Origin of the sequence: Wenzhouxiangella sp. XN24 (assembly GCF_011064545.1) — a bacterium.
Taxonomy (GTDB): domain Bacteria; phylum Pseudomonadota; class Gammaproteobacteria; order Steroidobacterales; family XN24; genus XN24.
The window spans coordinates 118,910-135,399 of the sequence record NZ_JAAMFG010000030.1 but is presented as its reverse complement, the minus strand read 5'-3'; the positions used below and the strand labels follow the sequence as shown (position 1 = coordinate 135,399).

The following is a 16,490-nucleotide window of genomic DNA, read 5'->3' as shown; positions in this document are numbered from 1 at the left end:
AGAAACCTGAACGGGAGATGATCGGCCGGCGCGACCCGGCGCTTCAGGCCGCAGCTTCTGCGGCGCGGCGCTGGTGCGCCTTGCGGTGCTGGACCAGGTCGATCCAGGTCTTCAGCGCCACCAGCACGAGCAGCATGGGCACGGCCGTGCCGCCGCCCAGACCGATGATCACGGCCGAACCCGCGAGGATCGCGACGTGCATCAGCGCGATGCGCCGGTAGGGATCGCCCATGATCTTCTGTGCGCTGCGGCCCTCGTCCTCCCCCTGGCTGATCACGTGCTCGAAGAACGACAGGCCGTGGCTGACGACGAAGCCGAGCAGCGGCAGGAACAGCAGCCCCGGCATCTCGCGGCCGATCCATTCGAGAAGATTGGCCAGCATCAGGAAGGGCAATACGGGAAAGGGCGCGTCGTCCGGAAACAGGCCGTCCGCGAGATCCGTCTCAGTGCCGATGGATGCGATCGACAGCACGAAGACGCCGTGGATGGCACAGAAGAAACCGTAGTGAAAAGTGAAGAATGCGCCCATCCCGAGCGCCTTCGCGCCCTCGGCACGCAGCATGCGCAGCAGCGTATAGCCGCCGATCACCAGGTTCTCCAGCCAGTACAGCAAGAGCAGCGCGAGCGCGTCCCAGCCGAAAAAAAGCACACCGGCCAGCGGCACGAGGTTGGCGAGAACCAGCGCCGCCTGGACCGGCATCAGTGCTGGATCGCCGCCCAGTCGACCGCGGTCGCCTCGAACACCGGGCCGTCCACGCAGACGCGCTTCATCGCCGGGCCGGACGGGAGGTTCACCCGCACCGTGCAGCCCGCACAGCCGCCCACGGCACACGCCATGTACTCTTCCAGCGACACTTGGCAGGGCAGCTCGAACTCGGCCGCGAGGCGCGCCGTCGCGGCCAGCATGGGCGTCGGGCCGCAGGCGAAGATCTCCACCTGGGCCAGGTCCTGCGCCGACAGCGAGCGCAGCCATTCCCGCGCCAGCTCCGTGACGAAACCCGGGTAACAGCCGGCGAACCCCCCGCCGCTGCTCAGCCTGCAGGTGACGCCCAGCGCGTCCAGCGCCGGCATGGTCGCCGTGACCTCGGCCGGCAGCCCGGCAAAGGCGCGCTGCGCCGGCCCGAGTGCGAAAGGAAACGGGATCTCCGAGCCCATCAGCACCAGCGGTTCGGTCGCCCCCGCGGCCGCCAGCGACTCGGCGAGGAACACCATCGGCGGAATGCCCACGCCGCCGCCGATCAACAGCGGCCGGCGCTTGCCGGGCGAGGGTGCGAATGGCCGGCCGATCGGGCCGAGCACGCTGACGAGATCACCGATGCGCCGCCGCGCCAGCAGCGCGAGGCCCTCGCCGACGATCTTGAAGAGGAACTCGATCACCCCGGTATCCGGATCGGCCCGTTGCAGGGATAGCGGCCGGCGCATCGGCAGCGACGGGTCGCAGGTGACGTGCGCGAAGCTGCCCGGCCGCGCGTGGGCGGCGCAGCGCGGCGCATGCAGGCGCATCACGTACTGCTCGCCCGGCCACTGTTCCACGCTGAGCAGCTCGGCGTCCTCGACGAAGATGGTGCCGCGGTGCGGCCGATCCGCGTGGGGCGCTGCGGTTTGCTCAGCCATGGAGCGTCTCCATCACCGTCTGCATGACCGCCATGCGCACCGCCACGCCGTTTCTGACCTGCTCGGTGATCACCGACTGCCTGCTGTCGGCGACACTCCCGGCGATCTCGACGTCCCGGTTCATCGGGCCGGGATGCATGACGATGGCGTCCGGCCGGGCGAGCGCCAGGCGTTCCGGCGTCAGGCCGAACTCGCGGTGGAAATCGGCGGGATCGGGGTTGCGGCTCACTTCCATGCGTTCGCGCTGGATGCGCAGGCACATCACGACGTCGGCGTCGCGCACCCCGGCCTCGATATTGTCGAGCAGCGTCGCGCCGGCGAATTCGTCCGGGTCGGGCGCCAGGGCCGCCGGGGCGACGAGCCGCAGCTCGCCGATGCCGAGCGTCTTGAGCGCATGGTGGGCGGAGCGGGCCACGCGGGAGTGCTGGATGTCGCCGGCGATGGTCACCACCAGGTTCTCGAAGCCGCCCTTGTGGCGTCGCATGGTGAGCACGTCGAGCAGCCCCTGGGTCGGGTGGTTGAGATGCGATTCGCCCGCGTTGAGCACCGCGACGTGCGGCGCTACGTGATCGCAGATGAAGGCCGGCACGCCGGATTGCGCGTCGCGGATCACGAACACGTCCACCTGCATGGCCTGCAGGGTGTAGATCGTGTCGAGCAGCGATTCGCCCTTGGCGCGCGAGGAGGTGCTGACATCGAGGCTGAGCACGTCGGCGCCGAGCCGCCTGGCGGCCAGCTCGAAGGAGGCGCGGGTGCGCGTGCTGGGTTCGAAGAACAGGTTCGCCACCGTGCGTCCGGCCAGCGCCGGGTCGCGCGCCGGGAACTCGCCGTAGGGGGTGATGAAGCGGTCGGCGAGGTCCAGCAGCTCGACGAGCTGCGCGCGGGAGAGGTCTTTCAGGGTGACGAGATGGCGCAGTCGGCCGCGCGCGTCGAACTGGGATGCCATGGTGTCCTCAGCTGTGGTTGTCGAACCAGTCTTGCAGGATCACGGCCGCAGCCGCGCTGTCGATGTCTTCCTTGCCGATCGTGCCGCGCCGCCCCGCGCGGCGCGCCGCCTTGAGCGTGTCGTGCGCCGCCGCGGAGCTCAGCTGCTCGTCGAGCGTATCGACGGGGAGCAGGAAGCGGCCGTGCAGCCGGCGGGCGAAACGCTGCGCCTCCGCGGCAATCTCCGCGCCCGGCGCGGCGTCATTATACGGGACCCCGACGACGAGCCGGGCGGGCTGCCATTCCGCCAGCAGCGCGGCGATGCGTGTCCAGTCGGGCCCGGCGTCGGTGGCGGCGAGCGTCAGCAGGGGACGGGCCCGGCGCGTCAGGGTGTTGCCGACGGCGACACCGATGCGGCGCCGACCGTAGTCGAAACCCAGTAGGGTGCCCCCGCCGGACGCCATGCTCAGGCGTGGCCCGCCTCGGGAGAAAGGTCCGCCATGTTCACGCCAATCAGCGCCGCGGCGGATTCCCAGCGTCTCTCGAAGGGCACCGAAAAAATGATGTCCGCCGAGGCGGGCACGGTCAGCCAGGAGTTCGCGGCCATCTCGGCCTCCAGCTGGCCGGCGCCCCAGCCGGCATAACCCAGCGCCACCACGACGCGCGGCGGGCCCTGGCCGTCGGCGAGCGCCACGAGAATATCCCGCGAGGTGGTGATGCGCAGCCCGTCGGGCACGGCCATCGTCGAGCTGAACGCGGCGCCCTGGTCGTCGTGGATGACGAAGCCGCGGTCCGGCTGCACCGGGCCGCCCAGCAGCACGGGACGCTCGGCGAGTTCCGGATCCGAGATCTTCAGGTCCATCTGCTCGAGGACCTCGCCCAGCAGCATGTCCGTCGGCCGGTTGACGATGATCCCGAGGGCCCCGTCCTCGTTGTGCTCGCAGATGTAGGTCACGGTGCGATCGAAGTTCGGGTCGGCCATCGCGGGCATGGCGATCAGGAACTGGCCGGTGAGATATGGATTGTCTGTCATGTGCACAGTATTGACCGCGACCCGGGGTCCGGCAAGTCGGATTTCATTGCGGCGCGGCGCGTAACTCGCCCGGGCTGGCCTGCCCGTCAATGAAACGCCACTCGTAGGCGAAGCGCAACACGTCGTAGCGCGTGCGCACCAGGAAGGGGAATGCATCGAAGGGACTGGCCAGGCGCACCAGTTCGACGGCGGCCTGGTCCAGCGCACTGTGGCCCGACGACTGGGTGACGCGCACGTCCTCCAGGCTGCCGTCCGCCGCCACGGCGACTTCCAGCACCGGGTTGCCGCTGCGCTGGTCTCGCCGGACCTCCGGGAAGTTAAGCGTCCCGAGGCGCTCCATGCGCGCCTTCCAGGCGGCGAGATACTCGGCGAACACGCTTTCCCTGGCGCTCACCGAGACGAAGTACTCGAGGCGACCGGTGGCCGTTACGCGCGTGATCCCGCCTTCCGGCGGCGGCGGCGCCGGGACGATCTCCGGTTCGCTGAAGGGCGGCGCGACGGCCGCCAGCATGGCGCCGTCCCAGGAAGCGATCACGTCGGGAGCGGGCTGCTCCGGCTCGCCCGGCACGGTTTCCACGGGCTCGTCCGGCAGCGGCGCGAGGTCCGCATCCGGATCGCTGGGCGCCGGCGGCGTGTCGAAAAACTCCGGCCGCACCTGTTCCTCGACGTTGCCCGCGCCCTCCTGGCTGGCCTGGGCCAGGTAACGCGCATCCTCCGGCGCGGCCTGGCCGGGCACGGGCGCGTCCAGCAGGGTCACTTCGAGCGTCGGCGCCTCGGCCGACGGATCGGGCAGGGGTGGCGTGAAGCCGACCCCGAGAATGAGCAGACCGTGCGCGGCGGCGGCCATGAAAATGGCCCACGCCAGGCGTTCCGAGCCGGCGGCGCTTTGGGTCACGGGGGTCATGCGCGCGCCGTGTCCGGTCCGGTTTCGAGCTTCGCCAGGACGATTGCAGCAATCACACCGCTCACGATACCGAAGACCAGCGCCGCGGTCAGCAGGAACGGTGCGAGGGTGAGCAGCGCGGGGTGCGGGATGAACAGCTGCCAGGCCACCAGCAGCTGGGTCGCCATGTGGGCGAGGGCGGCGCACACGCTGTAGCCGAGGGCGCCCAGCCAGCGCCCGGCCAGTGCCTGGGCGAGCCAGAGCACCGCCATGGCCGCGACGGCCCCGCTCGCGCTCATGATGAAAGTGGGTCCGAGGAAGGTGCCGACCAGGAGGCTGCCGGCGAGCACGCGCAGGCCCGCCACCCAGGCCGCCGTGTACCAGCCGTAACGCAGCAGCACGACGACGGTCACCACGTTGGCGAGGCCGGGCTTCACGCCCGGCAGCGGGCTCGGGAAGGCCGCCTCGAGGATGTGGATGGCGATCGCGAGCGCGGCGAAGCCTGCGATCAGGCGGTCGTCGCGGCGCAGGTCTTCAGAAGGTGACGGCATCGAATTCCCGGTCGCCGCCGGTGACCTCGATGACGACGCCGTTGGGCAGGCAGGCGGCGACCTGGCCGCTGCGCGACAGCCAGCCGGCATGCACGCAGTAGCGCCCCACGCAGGGCGAATCGACGAAGCGCACCCGTCCGTCGCGAATCTCGATGCGGCTGTCGCCGAGGCGGCCGCGCACCTCCAGTGCGTCGTCCCGCGACAGCGCCACGCGTCGCGGCTCGTCGCCGGGGGTGATCACCTGCACGGCCTCCGCCGGTCCGCCGCCGGTCCAGAGTGCCGCCCACGCGGCGCCCACCAGCAGCGCGGCCAGCGCCACCACCAGGGCATCCGCCGGGCGGACGAGCGTCATGGCAGCGGGCGCACGCGCGCGCGTCGCCCCTGCTCCTCGTCGGTGAACCAGATCCGCGGCTCCAGCGCCCCGGTCAGCTCGATCGCGCCGTCCTCGAACACGACCAGGACGCGGTCCAGTCCCAGCGTCTCGGCCATGCGCGGCCAGTCCTCGGGGCCGGCGACCAGCAATGCCGTCGCCCCGGCGTCCGCCAGGGCCGCGTCGCCATGCACGACCGTCACGGATGCGATGCCGCGTGTCGGGTAGCCGGTGCGCGGATCGAGGATGTGGTGGTAGTGCCGGCCTTCGTAATCGAAGTAACGCTCGTAGTCCCCGGAGGTGAACACCGCCTCGCCGTCGGCGACTTCCAGCGCGGCGACGATGGTGTTGTCGCGCGCGGCGCGGATGCCGATGCGCCAGGCGCGCTCACCGCGCCGCCCGATGGCGCGCAGGTCGCCGCCGGCGTTGACGATGGCGTGCTCGATGCCGCGGGCCTGCAGCAGCTCGATGCCGCGTTGTACCGCCACGCCCTTGAGAAAACCGCCCAGGTCGAGCTGGGCGCCGGGCGGACCCTGCACGACCCCATCGACGAGCAGTTCGGGCAAGGGGGCCGTGGCCGCGAGCCGCGCGGCGATCTCCCCGGCCGGCGGCGGTGCCACCGGGCGCGACTCGTCATCCGAGAAGCCCCACAGCCGCACCAGCGCGCCGATGGCCGGGTCGAACAGGCCTCCGGTGGTCTCGGTGAGGGCCGCGGCCTCGTCCAGCAGCACCCCGAGATCCGGGTCCGGCCGGATCGCCTCGCCGGCAGCCAGCGCACGATTCACCGTGCCGAGCGCGCCGTCGCCCCACGGATCCCATGCCGCGTGCAGGGTGACGAACAACGCCTCGACCTCACGCGCGGCCGCTTCGGCTTCCAGCGGCTGTGCGCCCCAGATGCTGACGTCCACCAGGGTGCCCATCGCGGTGAAGCGATGCCTGGTTTCTTCTTCGGCCGGCTGTCCGCAGGCCGTCAATAGCAGCGCGGCGGCGCACAGGACCGCGAGGCGCCGGGCTGCGCGTTGCCGGCCGGCGCGGCTCAACGCGCCTCCAGGCGGCGCTCGATGGCGTCGAACAGCCCGGCGCAGATGTTGTCGCCATACAGTGCATCGAGTTCGCGCACGCCCGTGGGGCTGGTGACGTTGATCTCGGTGAGCTTGTCGCCGATGACGTCGAGGCCGGCGAACAGGATGCCCTTGTCGCGCAGCACGGGACCGACCGCGGCACAGATCTCGCGCTCGCGCGGCGTCAGGTCGCGGCCCTCGCCCTGCGCCCCCGCGGCCAGGTTGCCGCGGTTCTCCCCCTTGGCGGGGATCCGCGCCAGGGCATGTTCGTACGGCTCGCCATCCACCAGCAGGATGCGCCGGTCGCCGCCGGCGACGATCTCCGGCACGTAGCGCTGGATCATGGCGTAACGCCCGTCATAGTCCGTGAGAGTCTCGAGAATCACCCCGGTGTTCGGGTCGCCCGGCTGCAGGACGAAGATCGAGCGCCCGCCCATGCCGTCCAGCGGTTTCACCACGGCCGCGCCGTAGCGTTCGACGAAGCGCCGCATGTCCGCCATCGAGCGCGTCACCATGGTTTCGGGCGTGAACTGGGGAAACCACATCGTGTAGGCCTTCTCGCTGACGTCGCGCAAGGCCGCCGGCTTGTTGACCACCAGCACGCCGACGTCCTCGGCGCGCTCCAGCAGGAACGTCGTGTAGATGTACTCCATGTCGAAGGGCGGATCCTTGCGCATCAGGATCACGTCGAGTTCCTGCGCGTCGGCCTGGCGCGCGGGGCCGAGCTCGAACCAGTCGGCCTTGTCGTCGCGCACCGTGAGCGCGCGCAGCCTGAGGCCGAGGCGGCCCTCCAGCACCGCCAGGTCGGCCTGGCCGAGGTATTCCAGCGCGTAACCGCGCCGCTGCGCTTCCAGCAGCATCGCCAGGGTCGTGTCCTTGACCGGCTTGATGCGCTCGATGGGGTCCATGACGACGCCGAGGCGTATGCGCGGGTTGCTCATCAGCCGTGCTCCAGCAGGGAACGACGGCCGGACGGGACGCCGGCCGATTCGTGGGACGACACTATATCAAGGGGCGTCGGCCGGGTGGTGGGCGGGGCGGCCCGCCGAGCGTGAACGGGCACATGGCGGGTCACGGCCCGATATGTTAAAACGCCGGGCAGTGATCGGAGTCAAAACAAGCCCGTGCGAGGCGGACTTCAAGTGGAGAACGAATGGTGGATGGAGGCGAGTCGCACAGCATGAACGGCCTCAAGGTGCTCGTCGTGGACGACAGCAAGACCATCCGGCGAACGGCGGAAACGCTGCTCACCAAGGAAGGCTGCGAGGTCTACACGGCCGTTGACGGGTTCGACGCCTTGTCCAAGGTGGCGGATCATCACCCGGACATCATTTTCGTGGACATCATGATGCCGCGCCTCGACGGCTACCAGACCTGCGCGCTGATCAAGCACAACAAGGTCTTCAAGGGCACGCCGGTCATCATGCTGTCCAGCAAGGACGGCCTGTTCGATCGCGCCCGCGGGCGCATCGTCGGCTCGGAGCAGTACCTGACGAAGCCGTTCACGCGGGACGAACTGCTGTCCGCCATCGAGACGCACGTGAAGGCCTGATCGAGAGCGGCACGGCTGAAGGAGAAGGCATGGCCACGGTACTGATCGTCGACGATTCCCCCACCGAAGTGCACGTCCTGAGCGGCTACCTGCAGAAACACGGTTTCAGCACGGAGACCGCGGCGGACGGCGCCGAGGGTATCGAGAAATGCCGCGCCCTGAAGCCCGACCTGGTGCTGATGGACGTCGTGATGCCGGGCATGAACGGCTTCCAGGCGACGCGCCAGCTGGCCCGCGACCCCGACACGGCCGGGATTCCCATCGTGATGGTGACCACCAAGGGCCTCGAGACCGACAAGATCTGGGGCATGCGCCAGGGCGCCGTGGATTACCTCGTCAAGCCGGTCACGGAAGCGCAGCTGGTCGAGAAGGTCCGCGCCGCGCTGGGCGGCCATGATTGAGGCGGGTCTTGCCGGCTTGCGGGACCGTCCCTTCGCGCTGCTGCGCGAGATGGAGCGGCGCGCCTGGTCGATGGCCGGGGAGCAGGGCGCCGCGCCGAGCGCGCGCGAGTGGGTCGGGATCGGCTTCCGGCTCGGCGACGAGCGCTTCCTGGTGGCGCGTGAAGAAGTGCGCGAGATTACGGCCTGCCCGGCCGTGCTGGCCCGCGTGCCGGGGGCGAAGGACTGGGTGGCGGGGCTCACCAGCATCCGGGGGCAGCTCTTGACGGTCATCGATCTCAAGGCCTATCTCGGCGGGGCGCAGACGCATCTCGGGCGGGACTGCCGCATCCTGGTGATCAATCACCGCGAGCTCGGGGCCGGCCTGCTGGTGGACGAGATCCTGGGCTTCCGTCGTTTCCCGGAGGCCGCGCGGACCGCGGCGCCGGCCGAAACCGGTTTGCGTTGTCGTCGCTACCTCGGCGGCGCATTCACCCAGGTCGACGAGACCTGGCCGGTGTTCAACCTAGCGGCGCTCACCGAGAGCCCGTCGTTCCTGCGGGCCGCCAACGATGGCTGAGGCACGTCTGCAAAAGGCTTCCAGCATGGGATCGCATATGAGACAGAACTCCCGGGGCATGACCCTGTTGCCGGTACTGGGGATCCTCCTGGTGCTGGTCATCCTCATCGCGGCGGTGCTGTTCTGGCGGGCGCTGCCGCCGGGCAGCGGGCTGTTGTCGGCCTCGGCGGCGCCGCTGTGGCTCGCGGTCGCAGCCCTGCTCCTGGCCGTCGTGCTGGTGATCTCCGTGTGGCGCGGCGAAGCGGCGCGGCGTCGCTCCACGGAGCACGCCGACCAGAACGCGCGCAACCAGCAGGCGATCCTCAGGCTGCTCGACGAGCTCGGCAGCCTCGCCGACGGCGACCTCACGGTGCAGGCCACGGTCACCGAGGACATCACCGGCGCGATCGCCGACTCGATCAACTACGCGATCGAGGCCTTGCGCGACCTCGTCACCACCATCAACCAGAGCGCCATCAAGCTCGATGCCGCCGCCAAGCAGACCCAGGCGACCGCCACCCACATGGCCGATGCCAGCGACACGCAGCTGCGCCAGGCCGGCGACGCCACCGAGTCCACGGCGCGCATGGCGGCCTCCATCGAGGCCGTGTCCGGCGACGCCGAGCGCGCGGCCGACGTGGCGCGCCACTCGGTGGACGTGGCGCACAAGGGCGGCGCGGCCGTGCGCCGCACGATCGAGGGCATGAACGCCATCCGCGAGACCATCCAGGACACCTCGAAGCGCATCAAGCGCCTCGGCGAGAGCTCCCAGGAAATCGGCAACATCATCGAGCTGATCAACGACATCGCCGAACAGACCAACATCCTCGCCCTCAACGCCTCGATCCAGGCCTCGATGGCCGGCGAGGCGGGCCGCGGTTTCGCCGTGGTGGCCGACGAGGTGCAGCGCCTCTCCGAGCGTGCAGCCAACGCCACGCGCCAGATCGAAGTGCTGGTGAAGACCATCCAGTCCGACACCAACGAGGCGGTCATCTCCATGGAGCGCAGCACGACCGACGTGGTGGGCGGCGCGCTGCTGGCGGAGAACGCCGGCGCGGCGCTCGACGAGATCGAGAGCGTCTCCAACCAGATCGCCAACCTGGTGCAGAACATCTCGCGCTCGGCCCGCGACCAGGCGACGGCCGCCGGCGACATCACGCGCAACATGAACGTGCTGCGCGAAGTCAGCGAGCAGACCGCCGATGCCACCGGGGCGACCTCGCAGTCGATCGGCAAGCTGGCCGGGCTCGCGACGCAGCTGCGTAATTCCGTGGCCGGGTTCCGGCTGCCGGAGCCGCCGCCGAAGTGACCTCCCAGGCGTCCCCGCAGCTGCTCTGGGTCACCGGCGAACTCGCCGGGACGCTGCGCGATGCGCGCATCGCGCTGGAGGAGTACGCCGAGCACCCCGAACAGTCGGACGCCATGCAGCGTTGCGCAGAGATGCTGCACCAGGCGCATGGCGCGCTGCGCATCGCAGAGGTCTACGGCGCCTCGCTGCTGGCCGACGAGATGGAACAGCTGGCCCTGCACCTGCAACGCGCCGCCAGTTCCGGCCAGTCTCCCGACGAGGGCCTCGACGCGTTGTCGCGGGCCATCGTGCAGCTGCCGCCGTACCTCGATCGCGTCGTCACGGGCGGCCGCGACATCCCGCTCGTGTTGTTGCCGTTGCTCAACGACCTGCGTGCAGCGCGCGGCTCGCCGCTGCTCTCCGAAAACACGCTGCTGCTGCTGAACCTGCCGTCCGACCGCCAGTTGCTCGCGCGGGGCGCCCGCCCGCAGCCGAGCGGCGAGGATATCGTCGCCCTCGCGCGCCGCCTGCGGCCCCGTTACCAGGCGGCATTGCTGTCGTGGATCCGCGGCGAACGGCCCGACAGCAGCCTCGCCGTGATCGCCGACGTGTCGTCCGCCTTCGAGAAAGCCGCAGCCGAGACCTCGGTCTACCAGCTGTGGTGGGTGCTGGGGGGCGTGATCGAGGGGCTGCGCCAGGGCGGGCTCACCGCGAGCGCCGCGATCAAGCGCCTCCTCGGCCAGGTGGATCGCCAGATCCGCCGCCTCGTCGACGAGGGCGAATCGGGCCTCGCGTCGGCGCCGCCCGTCGAGCTGCTCAACAGCCTGCTGTTCTACGTGGCGCGCTCGACCACCCGCGGCAGCCGCGTCAACGCCATCCGCAACACCTTCAGCCTCGGCGACCTGTTGCCCGACCAGGACGACCTGGCCGAGGCGCGCGACAGCCTCGGCGGCCCGAGCGTGCAGCTGATGCGCACCGTGGCCGACGCCATCCGCGAGGACCTCGGCAAGGTCAAGGACTCGCTCGACCTGTTCGCCCGCACCGGCAAGGTGCCGGCCGACGGGCTCGACGCGCAGCTCGAGATGCTGGCCAAGATCGGCGACACGCTCGGTGTGCTGGGGCTCGGCGACGTGCGCGACGACGTGCAGACCGAAGCGAACCGGCTGCATGGCCTGCTCGACCGCGATCGCGAGGAGGCCGAGGAAGAGCTGCTCGCAGTGGCCGCGGCGTTGCTGCGCGTCGAGGATCGCCTCGACGAGCGGCTGATGCGCCTGGTCATCGAGGAACCCGGCGGGGGCGAACCGCCCCCCGAGGACGACGACCGCAACGAACTGCAGGGCGTCACGGAGGCGCTGCTGCGCGAATGCCTGTTCAACATGGCGCGGGTGCGCGACGCGATCAGCGAGCGCCTCGCGGGCCCGATCGATCCGCAGACCGCCGATGCCGTCCCCGGGCTGCTCAGGGCCGTCACGGCCGCATTGCTGATTCTCGAGCACCCCCGTGCGGTCCACGTGGTGGAGCGCATCACGACCTACGTCAGGAGAATGCTGCAGCCGGGCGCGGAGGACATGCGGCGCGAAGCGCTCGACCGGCTCGCCGACGCGATCGTCAGCCTCGAATACTTCATGGAGACCATCCGCGCGGGCCGCAAGGATCCCGTGTTCATGCTGGAGAACGCCGAGGCCTGCCTCGACGCGCTGCCCGTGCTGGAGGGGCATATCCCGGAGTACGAGCCGGTGGACACGCCGCCGGGCGACACCGTCACCCTGGAGGAAACCGGTGCAGGGCCTGCGCCGGCGCCGGAGGAAGCGGCCGCCGAGGACGAGCCCGAGCTGCCGCCGCAGCCGGAGACTCCCCCGCAGCCCGTGCCGCCGGCCGTGCCGGAGGCGCCTGTCTACGAAGGCGAGGAGCGCCCGGACCCCGAACTGCTCGAGCTGTTCATCGAGGAGGCGCACGAACTCGACGAGTCGATCAACATGTACTTCCCGCGCTGGGTCGCCGACGGCGGTGCGGGCGAGCTCGGCACGGTGCGCCGGAATTTCCACACGCTCAAGGGCAGCGGCCGGATGGTGGGTGCGAAGCTGATCGGCGAATACGCCTGGTCGGTCGAACGGCTCATGAACGCCATGCTCGAACAGCGGGTCGAGCGCAGCGAACCGCTGGTCCGCTTCCTGGAGCGCATCGTCGCGTTCGTGCCGATGCTCATCGAGCAGCTCGAGAGCGGCCGTCCGCCCGACGTCGATGTGCAACCCTGGATCCTGCAGGCCAACGCCTTCGCCGAGAACCGTCCGGACGCCGCCGAAACCGCCGCGGCCCTGCTCGAGGGCCGCGAGGCCGTCGCGGCCGAGCCGGAGCCGGAACTCGAGGCGGAGCCGACGCCGGAACCGGAGCACGAGGCAGAAGCCGGAACTGCGCCCGAGGTCGAGCCCGAGACGGCGGCCGAGACCGAGCCGGAGACTGAAGTCGAGGCGGAGACTGAAGCCGAGCCGGAGGCGGCACCGGAACTCGAACCGGAATTCGAGCCCCAGCCCGAGCAAGAGCCCGAGCCGGAACCCGAGCAAGCGCACGAACAAGCGCACGAGCAAGAGCCCGCGGCCGAAGAGCCGGAGCCCGAAGAGGCCGAGCCCGAAGAGGCCGCGGCCGAACCGGAGGAGACAACGCCGGCGCCGGCACCGCCGCAGCTGCCGGCAGAACCCCCGCCCGAACCCGAGCCGCCGGTACCCGCCGGGCCCGACATGGACCCGGTGCTGCGCGATATTTTCACGCGGGAAGCCAGCGGCCACCTCGAGGACCTGCGCGAGTTCATCGCGGGCTGCGCCTTGCGCACCGCCCCGTACGCCGTGACCGAGGCGGCGCACCGCGCCTCGCATACCCTCGCAGGCAGCGCCAACATGGCGGGTGTCGCTCCCGCCGTCGTTGTCGCGCGTCCCCTGAACGAATACCTGCGGCGCCTCTACGACGATCACGTCGGTCTTCCGGAGACGGGCCTCGCGCTCGTGCAACGCGCCGTCGATACGATCGCCACCGTCGTGGACGCCGTCGAGAGCGACCGGGATCCGGGCGCGCCCGACTACGGCTTGGCCGCCGAGATTCGCGGCTTGCACGAGGACTACCAGGTGCGCGCCGATGCCGGCGCGACGATCACCTTGCCCGAATACGACGAGGCCGGCGCCTTCGATCCGGAGATTCTCGAGCTGTTCTGCGAGGAAGCGACCGAACTGCTCGACGAGGCCCAGGGTGCCATGTCGGAGTGGCGCACGCGCCCGTCCGCCACCGAACCGCTGCGCGCGCTGCAGCGCTACCTGCACACCATCAAGGGCAGCGCCCGCCTCGCCGGCGTGCGCACGATCGGCGATTTCAGCCACGACCTCGAGAACCTGTTCGAGTCGCTGGCCGAAGGCAGTCGCAGCACGACCCCGGGACTGGTGGAACTCGTGCAGCAATGCCTGGACGGCCTCCACAGCATGCGCGACATCGCCGCCGAGGGCCGCATGCCGGATCCACCCGAAGCGCTGCGCGCACGCCTCGCAGCTGCGCTCGCCGGCGAACCGATCCCGGAACATGTGCCGCCCGTCGAGGAAATGCCCGTCGAAGAGGCCCCCGTCGAGGAATTACCCGTCGAGGAATTACCCGTCGAGGAATTACCCGTCGAGGAAGCGCCCGTCGAGGAAGCGCCCGTCGAGGAAGAGCCCCCGACCATCACCCTGTATGTTCCGCCGGCCGAGTACCCGCATGAAGAGGTCTCGATCCAGCCGCCGGAGCCAGCGGCCGAGCCGGAGCCTGAGCCCGAACCCGAGCCCGAGCCCGAGCCCGAGCCCGAGCCCGAGCCCGAACCCGAACTCGAACCTGAGCCGGCGCCACAGCCGCCCGTTCCCGAGCTGCCGCCGATGCCCGCCGAGATGCCGGCGCTCGGGACCGCACCTGTCGCGCGCCAGGAACTTGCACGTGTCGATGCCGAGCTGCTGGAGTCGTTACTCAACAACGCGGGCGAGGTCGGCATCTACCGCTCGCGCCTCGAGGAGCAGCTCGGTGCGGTCCAGTTCAACCTCGAGGAGCTCTCGGCCACGGTGATCCGGTTGCGCGACCAGCTGCGCAAGATGGACATCGAGACCGAGACGCAGATCATCCATCGCCACCAGGGCGACATGGACGGGCGCGGCGACTTCGATCCGCTCGAACTCGACCGCTACTCCATGATCCAGCAGCTGTCGCGCGCGCTCGGCGAAACCGCCAGTGACGTGGGCAGCATCCAGCAGTTGATCGGCGAGCGCATCCGCGACGCCGAGAGCCTGATCGTGCAGCAGTCGCGCGCGGTGAGCGAGCTGCAGGACGGCCTGATGCGCACGCGCCTCGTGCCGTTCAACCGTCATGCCCAGCGCCTGTCGCGCCTCGTGAGGCAGGTGGCTTCGGAGTACGGTCGGCGCGCCGAGCTGCAGGTGGTCGGCGGGACCGCCGAGCTCGATCGCCAGATCATGGACCGGATGCTCGGGCCGCTGGAGCACCTGTTGCGCAACGCCATCATCCACGGCCTCGAGCCGCCGGAAGAACGACTCGCCGCCGGCAAGGCGGAATCCGGGCGTGTGACCGTCAGCGTGCGCCGCGAAGGCGCCGAGGTGGTGGTCGAGGTGGCCGACGACGGGCGCGGGCTCGACGTCGCCGCGATCCATCGCAAGGCGCTGGCCATGGGCCTGGTGCGCCACGACGAGGCGTTCGGCGAGGCCGAGGCGGCCGAGGTGATCCTCAAGCCGGGCTTCAGCACCGCGCAGCAATTGACCCAGGGCGCCGGGCGCGGCGTCGGCACCGACGTGGTGGCCAGCGAGGTGCGCCAGCTGGGCGGCTCGCTCGAGGTCTACAGCAAGCCGGGGCAGGGCGCCGTGTTCGAGATCCGGCTGCCGTTCACCCGCGCGATCACCCAGGCGCTCGTGCTGCGCGCCGGCGAGGAGTGGTATGCGCTGCCGCTGCCGGCCGTCGAGGGCGTGGTGCGCGTGCATGCCAGCGAACTGCCGCGTTACCTCGGGCCGCACTCGATCCCCTTCGGTTACGGCGAGGACGAGTACCACTTCGAGCACATCGGCTCGCTGGTCGAGGGTTACGCCTCGCCGCCGCCGGAAACCGGCTCGGTGCCCGCGATCCTGGTGCGCAGCGGCGATCGGCCGACGGCCTTGCTCACCGACGAGATGCTGGGGGCGCGTGAAATCGTCGTGAAGCCCCTCGGGCCGCAGCTTGCGGGCATCCGGGGGATCGCCGGCGCCACGGTGCTGGGCGACGGCAAGATCGTGCTGATCCTCGACATCGCGGCGCTGATCCGGGCGCGGGCGCGCGCGCCGGAGCTCGTGGCGCCCGGCCCGAAGGCGCCCAAGGACGACGAGCGCGTCTTCGTCATGGTGGTGGACGATTCCATCACGGTGCGGCGTGTCACCGAGCGCCTGCTCGAGCGCAACGGCATGCGCGTCATCACGGCGAAAGACGGCGTGGACGCGGTCTCGCTGCTGCAGGACAACCGGCCCGACATCATGCTGCTCGATATCGAGATGCCGCGCATGGACGGCTACGAGGTCGCCAGCCACGTGCGCAACGACCCGCGGCTGCGCGACATCCCCATCGTGATGATCACCTCGCGCGTCGGCGACAAGCATCGCAATCGCGCCATGGAGATCGGCGTGGATCATTATCTCGGCAAGCCGTACCAGGAAAGCGACCTGCTGGCAGCGATCAGCAGCCTGGTGCAGCCGAAGCAGCGCAACAGTGCGCCGCCCGAGTCAGCCGACGACGAGGACGAGTACGACGATGGCTGAGGAACAGGAACTCTTGCACTGCCTGCTGGTGCCGCTGGTGGGACGGCGGCTCATCGTGCCGCGGGCCTGCGTCGCGGAAGTCATCGGTCTCGGCCGTTTCCGCCTTCGGGAGCAGGAGCCCGAGTGGTTGCTGGGGGATGTCGCGTGGACCGATCGCGTGGTGCCGCTGGTGTCGTTCGAGGCGGCCTGCGGCGATGCGGTGCCGGACATCGGCGGGCGCAGCCGGGCGCTGATCCTGCGCAGCCTCACCGGGAAGCTCGGTCGCGGCGGCCTGGCGTTGCTGTGCCAGGGCCTGCCGCAGCTCGTGCGGGTCAGCGAGGAAGTGTTGCGCCTCGAGGAAGACGCGGAGCAGGACGAGGATTCGCCGGTGCTCTGTCGCGTCACGGTGATGAACGAGACGCCGCTGGTGCCGGATCTCGAGAAGCTGGAGACCCGGGTCGCGGACATCCTGGAGCACGAGGCCGGCTGACGGCGCGCGGGCCC

Annotated in this window: 16 protein-coding genes; 6 read left to right on the top strand and 10 right to left on the bottom strand. The window is 70.3% G+C overall.

Annotation, left to right across the window (positions count from 1 at the left end; genetic code table 11):
* Positions 1 to 43: 43 nt before the first annotated feature.
* The 10 genes from G6032_RS06820 to gshB are packed head-to-tail and all read right to left on the bottom strand — an operon-like array spanning position 44 to position 7,377.
* A complete protein-coding gene (locus G6032_RS06820) occupies positions 44 to 700 on the bottom strand; it encodes a DUF6498-containing protein (protein WP_165281390.1) in 657 nt (218 codons plus the stop codon).
* A complete protein-coding gene (locus G6032_RS06815) occupies positions 700 to 1,614 on the bottom strand; it encodes a dihydroorotate dehydrogenase electron transfer subunit (protein WP_165281389.1) in 915 nt (304 codons plus the stop codon). The genes G6032_RS06820 and G6032_RS06815 overlap by 1 nt, the downstream gene beginning before the upstream one ends.
* Entirely contained in the window at positions 1,607 to 2,560 is a 954-nt protein-coding gene (locus tag G6032_RS06810) for an aspartate carbamoyltransferase catalytic subunit (RefSeq protein WP_165281388.1), read from the bottom strand. The genes G6032_RS06815 and G6032_RS06810 overlap by 8 nt, the downstream gene beginning before the upstream one ends.
* 7 nt (positions 2,561 to 2,567) lie before the next feature.
* Complete coding sequence (ruvX, locus tag G6032_RS06805; protein ID WP_165281387.1) at positions 2,568 to 3,002, bottom strand: Holliday junction resolvase RuvX; 435 nt, start codon at positions 3,000 to 3,002, stop codon at positions 2,568 to 2,570.
* 2 nt (positions 3,003 to 3,004) lie between these two features.
* On the bottom strand, positions 3,005 to 3,571 hold the full coding sequence (locus G6032_RS06800; protein ID WP_165281386.1) for a YqgE/AlgH family protein: 567 nt from the start codon (positions 3,569 to 3,571) through the stop codon (positions 3,005 to 3,007).
* Between the two features lie 43 nt (positions 3,572 to 3,614).
* On the bottom strand, positions 3,615 to 4,475 hold the full coding sequence (locus tag G6032_RS06795) for an energy transducer TonB (RefSeq protein WP_165281385.1): 861 nt from the start codon (positions 4,473 to 4,475) through the stop codon (positions 3,615 to 3,617).
* The gene (locus tag G6032_RS06790) at positions 4,472 to 5,005 is read right to left on the bottom strand and encodes a Gx transporter family protein (RefSeq protein WP_165281384.1); all 534 of its coding nucleotides are present in this window, start codon (positions 5,003 to 5,005) and stop codon (positions 4,472 to 4,474) included. Before G6032_RS06790 ends, G6032_RS06795 begins: the two co-directional genes overlap by 4 nt.
* Positions 4,989 to 5,357, bottom strand: a complete 369-nt coding sequence (locus G6032_RS06785; RefSeq protein WP_165281383.1) for a NusG domain II-containing protein — start codon at positions 5,355 to 5,357, stop codon at positions 4,989 to 4,991. Before G6032_RS06785 ends, G6032_RS06790 begins: the two co-directional genes overlap by 17 nt.
* The gene (locus tag G6032_RS06780) at positions 5,354 to 6,415 is read right to left on the bottom strand and encodes an FAD:protein FMN transferase (protein ID WP_165281382.1); all 1,062 of its coding nucleotides are present in this window, start codon (positions 6,413 to 6,415) and stop codon (positions 5,354 to 5,356) included. The genes G6032_RS06785 and G6032_RS06780 overlap by 4 nt, the downstream gene beginning before the upstream one ends.
* Positions 6,412 to 7,377 carry a glutathione synthase gene (gshB, locus tag G6032_RS06775; protein WP_165281381.1) on the bottom strand — a complete coding sequence of 322 codons (966 nt, stop codon included), beginning with the start codon at positions 7,375 to 7,377 and terminating at the stop codon, positions 6,412 to 6,414. The genes G6032_RS06780 and gshB overlap by 4 nt, the downstream gene beginning before the upstream one ends.
* 212 nt (positions 7,378 to 7,589) lie before the next feature.
* Between gshB and pilG the strand changes: the two genes are divergently transcribed.
* From pilG to G6032_RS06745, 6 genes are read left to right on the top strand one after another with little or no spacing between them, the layout of a single operon-like run.
* A complete protein-coding gene (gene pilG / locus G6032_RS06770) occupies positions 7,590 to 7,988 on the top strand; it encodes a twitching motility response regulator PilG (RefSeq protein ID WP_165281380.1) in 399 nt (132 codons plus the stop codon).
* Between the two features lie 29 nt (positions 7,989 to 8,017).
* The gene (locus G6032_RS06765; RefSeq protein ID WP_165281379.1) at positions 8,018 to 8,389 is read left to right on the top strand and encodes a response regulator; all 372 of its coding nucleotides are present in this window, start codon (positions 8,018 to 8,020) and stop codon (positions 8,387 to 8,389) included.
* Positions 8,382 to 8,945 (top strand): chemotaxis protein CheW, encoded by a 564-nt coding sequence (locus G6032_RS06760; RefSeq protein ID WP_165281378.1) that lies wholly within the window; start codon positions 8,382 to 8,384, stop codon positions 8,943 to 8,945. The genes G6032_RS06765 and G6032_RS06760 overlap by 8 nt, the downstream gene beginning before the upstream one ends.
* 37 nt (positions 8,946 to 8,982) lie before the next feature.
* Entirely contained in the window at positions 8,983 to 10,233 is a 1,251-nt protein-coding gene (locus G6032_RS06755; RefSeq protein ID WP_346763773.1) for a methyl-accepting chemotaxis protein, read from the top strand.
* Complete coding sequence (locus G6032_RS06750) at positions 10,230 to 16,007, top strand: Hpt domain-containing protein (protein ID WP_165281376.1); 5,778 nt, start codon at positions 10,230 to 10,232, stop codon at positions 16,005 to 16,007. Before G6032_RS06755 ends, G6032_RS06750 begins: the two co-directional genes overlap by 4 nt.
* Positions 16,000 to 16,476: a chemotaxis protein CheW gene (locus G6032_RS06745; RefSeq protein WP_165281375.1), complete on the top strand. Its 477-nt coding sequence runs from the start codon at positions 16,000 to 16,002 to the stop codon at positions 16,474 to 16,476. Before G6032_RS06750 ends, G6032_RS06745 begins: the two co-directional genes overlap by 8 nt.
* Positions 16,477 to 16,490: the final 14 nt, after the last annotated feature.

Excerpts from the sequence above, each read along its gene's own strand:
- gshB (WP_165281381.1), bottom strand. The coding sequence starts at position 7,377 with ATGAGCAACCCGCGCATACGCCTCGGCGTCGTCATGGACCCCATCGAG.
- G6032_RS06815 (WP_165281389.1), bottom strand. The coding sequence starts at position 1,614 with ATGGCTGAGCAAACCGCAGCGCCCCACGCGGATCGGCCGCACCGCGGC.
- G6032_RS06795 (WP_165281385.1), bottom strand. The coding sequence starts at position 4,475 with ATGACCCCCGTGACCCAAAGCGCCGCCGGCTCGGAACGCCTGGCGTGG.
- G6032_RS06790 (WP_165281384.1), bottom strand. The coding sequence starts at position 5,005 with ATGCCGTCACCTTCTGAAGACCTGCGCCGCGACGACCGCCTGATCGCA.
- G6032_RS06755 (WP_346763773.1), top strand. The coding sequence starts at position 8,983 with ATGAGACAGAACTCCCGGGGCATGACCCTGTTGCCGGTACTGGGGATC.
- ruvX (WP_165281387.1), bottom strand. The coding sequence starts at position 3,002 with ATGGCGTCCGGCGGGGGCACCCTACTGGGTTTCGACTACGGTCGGCGC.
- G6032_RS06760 (WP_165281378.1), top strand. The coding sequence starts at position 8,382 with ATGATTGAGGCGGGTCTTGCCGGCTTGCGGGACCGTCCCTTCGCGCTG.
- G6032_RS06765 (WP_165281379.1), top strand. The coding sequence starts at position 8,018 with ATGGCCACGGTACTGATCGTCGACGATTCCCCCACCGAAGTGCACGTC.
- G6032_RS06745 (WP_165281375.1), top strand. The coding sequence starts at position 16,000 with ATGGCTGAGGAACAGGAACTCTTGCACTGCCTGCTGGTGCCGCTGGTG.
- G6032_RS06800 (WP_165281386.1), bottom strand. The coding sequence starts at position 3,571 with ATGACAGACAATCCATATCTCACCGGCCAGTTCCTGATCGCCATGCCC.
- G6032_RS06785 (WP_165281383.1), bottom strand. The coding sequence starts at position 5,357 with ATGACGCTCGTCCGCCCGGCGGATGCCCTGGTGGTGGCGCTGGCCGCG.
- G6032_RS06810 (WP_165281388.1), bottom strand. The coding sequence starts at position 2,560 with ATGGCATCCCAGTTCGACGCGCGCGGCCGACTGCGCCATCTCGTCACC.
- pilG (WP_165281380.1), top strand. The coding sequence starts at position 7,590 with ATGGTGGATGGAGGCGAGTCGCACAGCATGAACGGCCTCAAGGTGCTC.
- G6032_RS06820 (WP_165281390.1), bottom strand. The coding sequence starts at position 700 with ATGCCGGTCCAGGCGGCGCTGGTTCTCGCCAACCTCGTGCCGCTGGCC.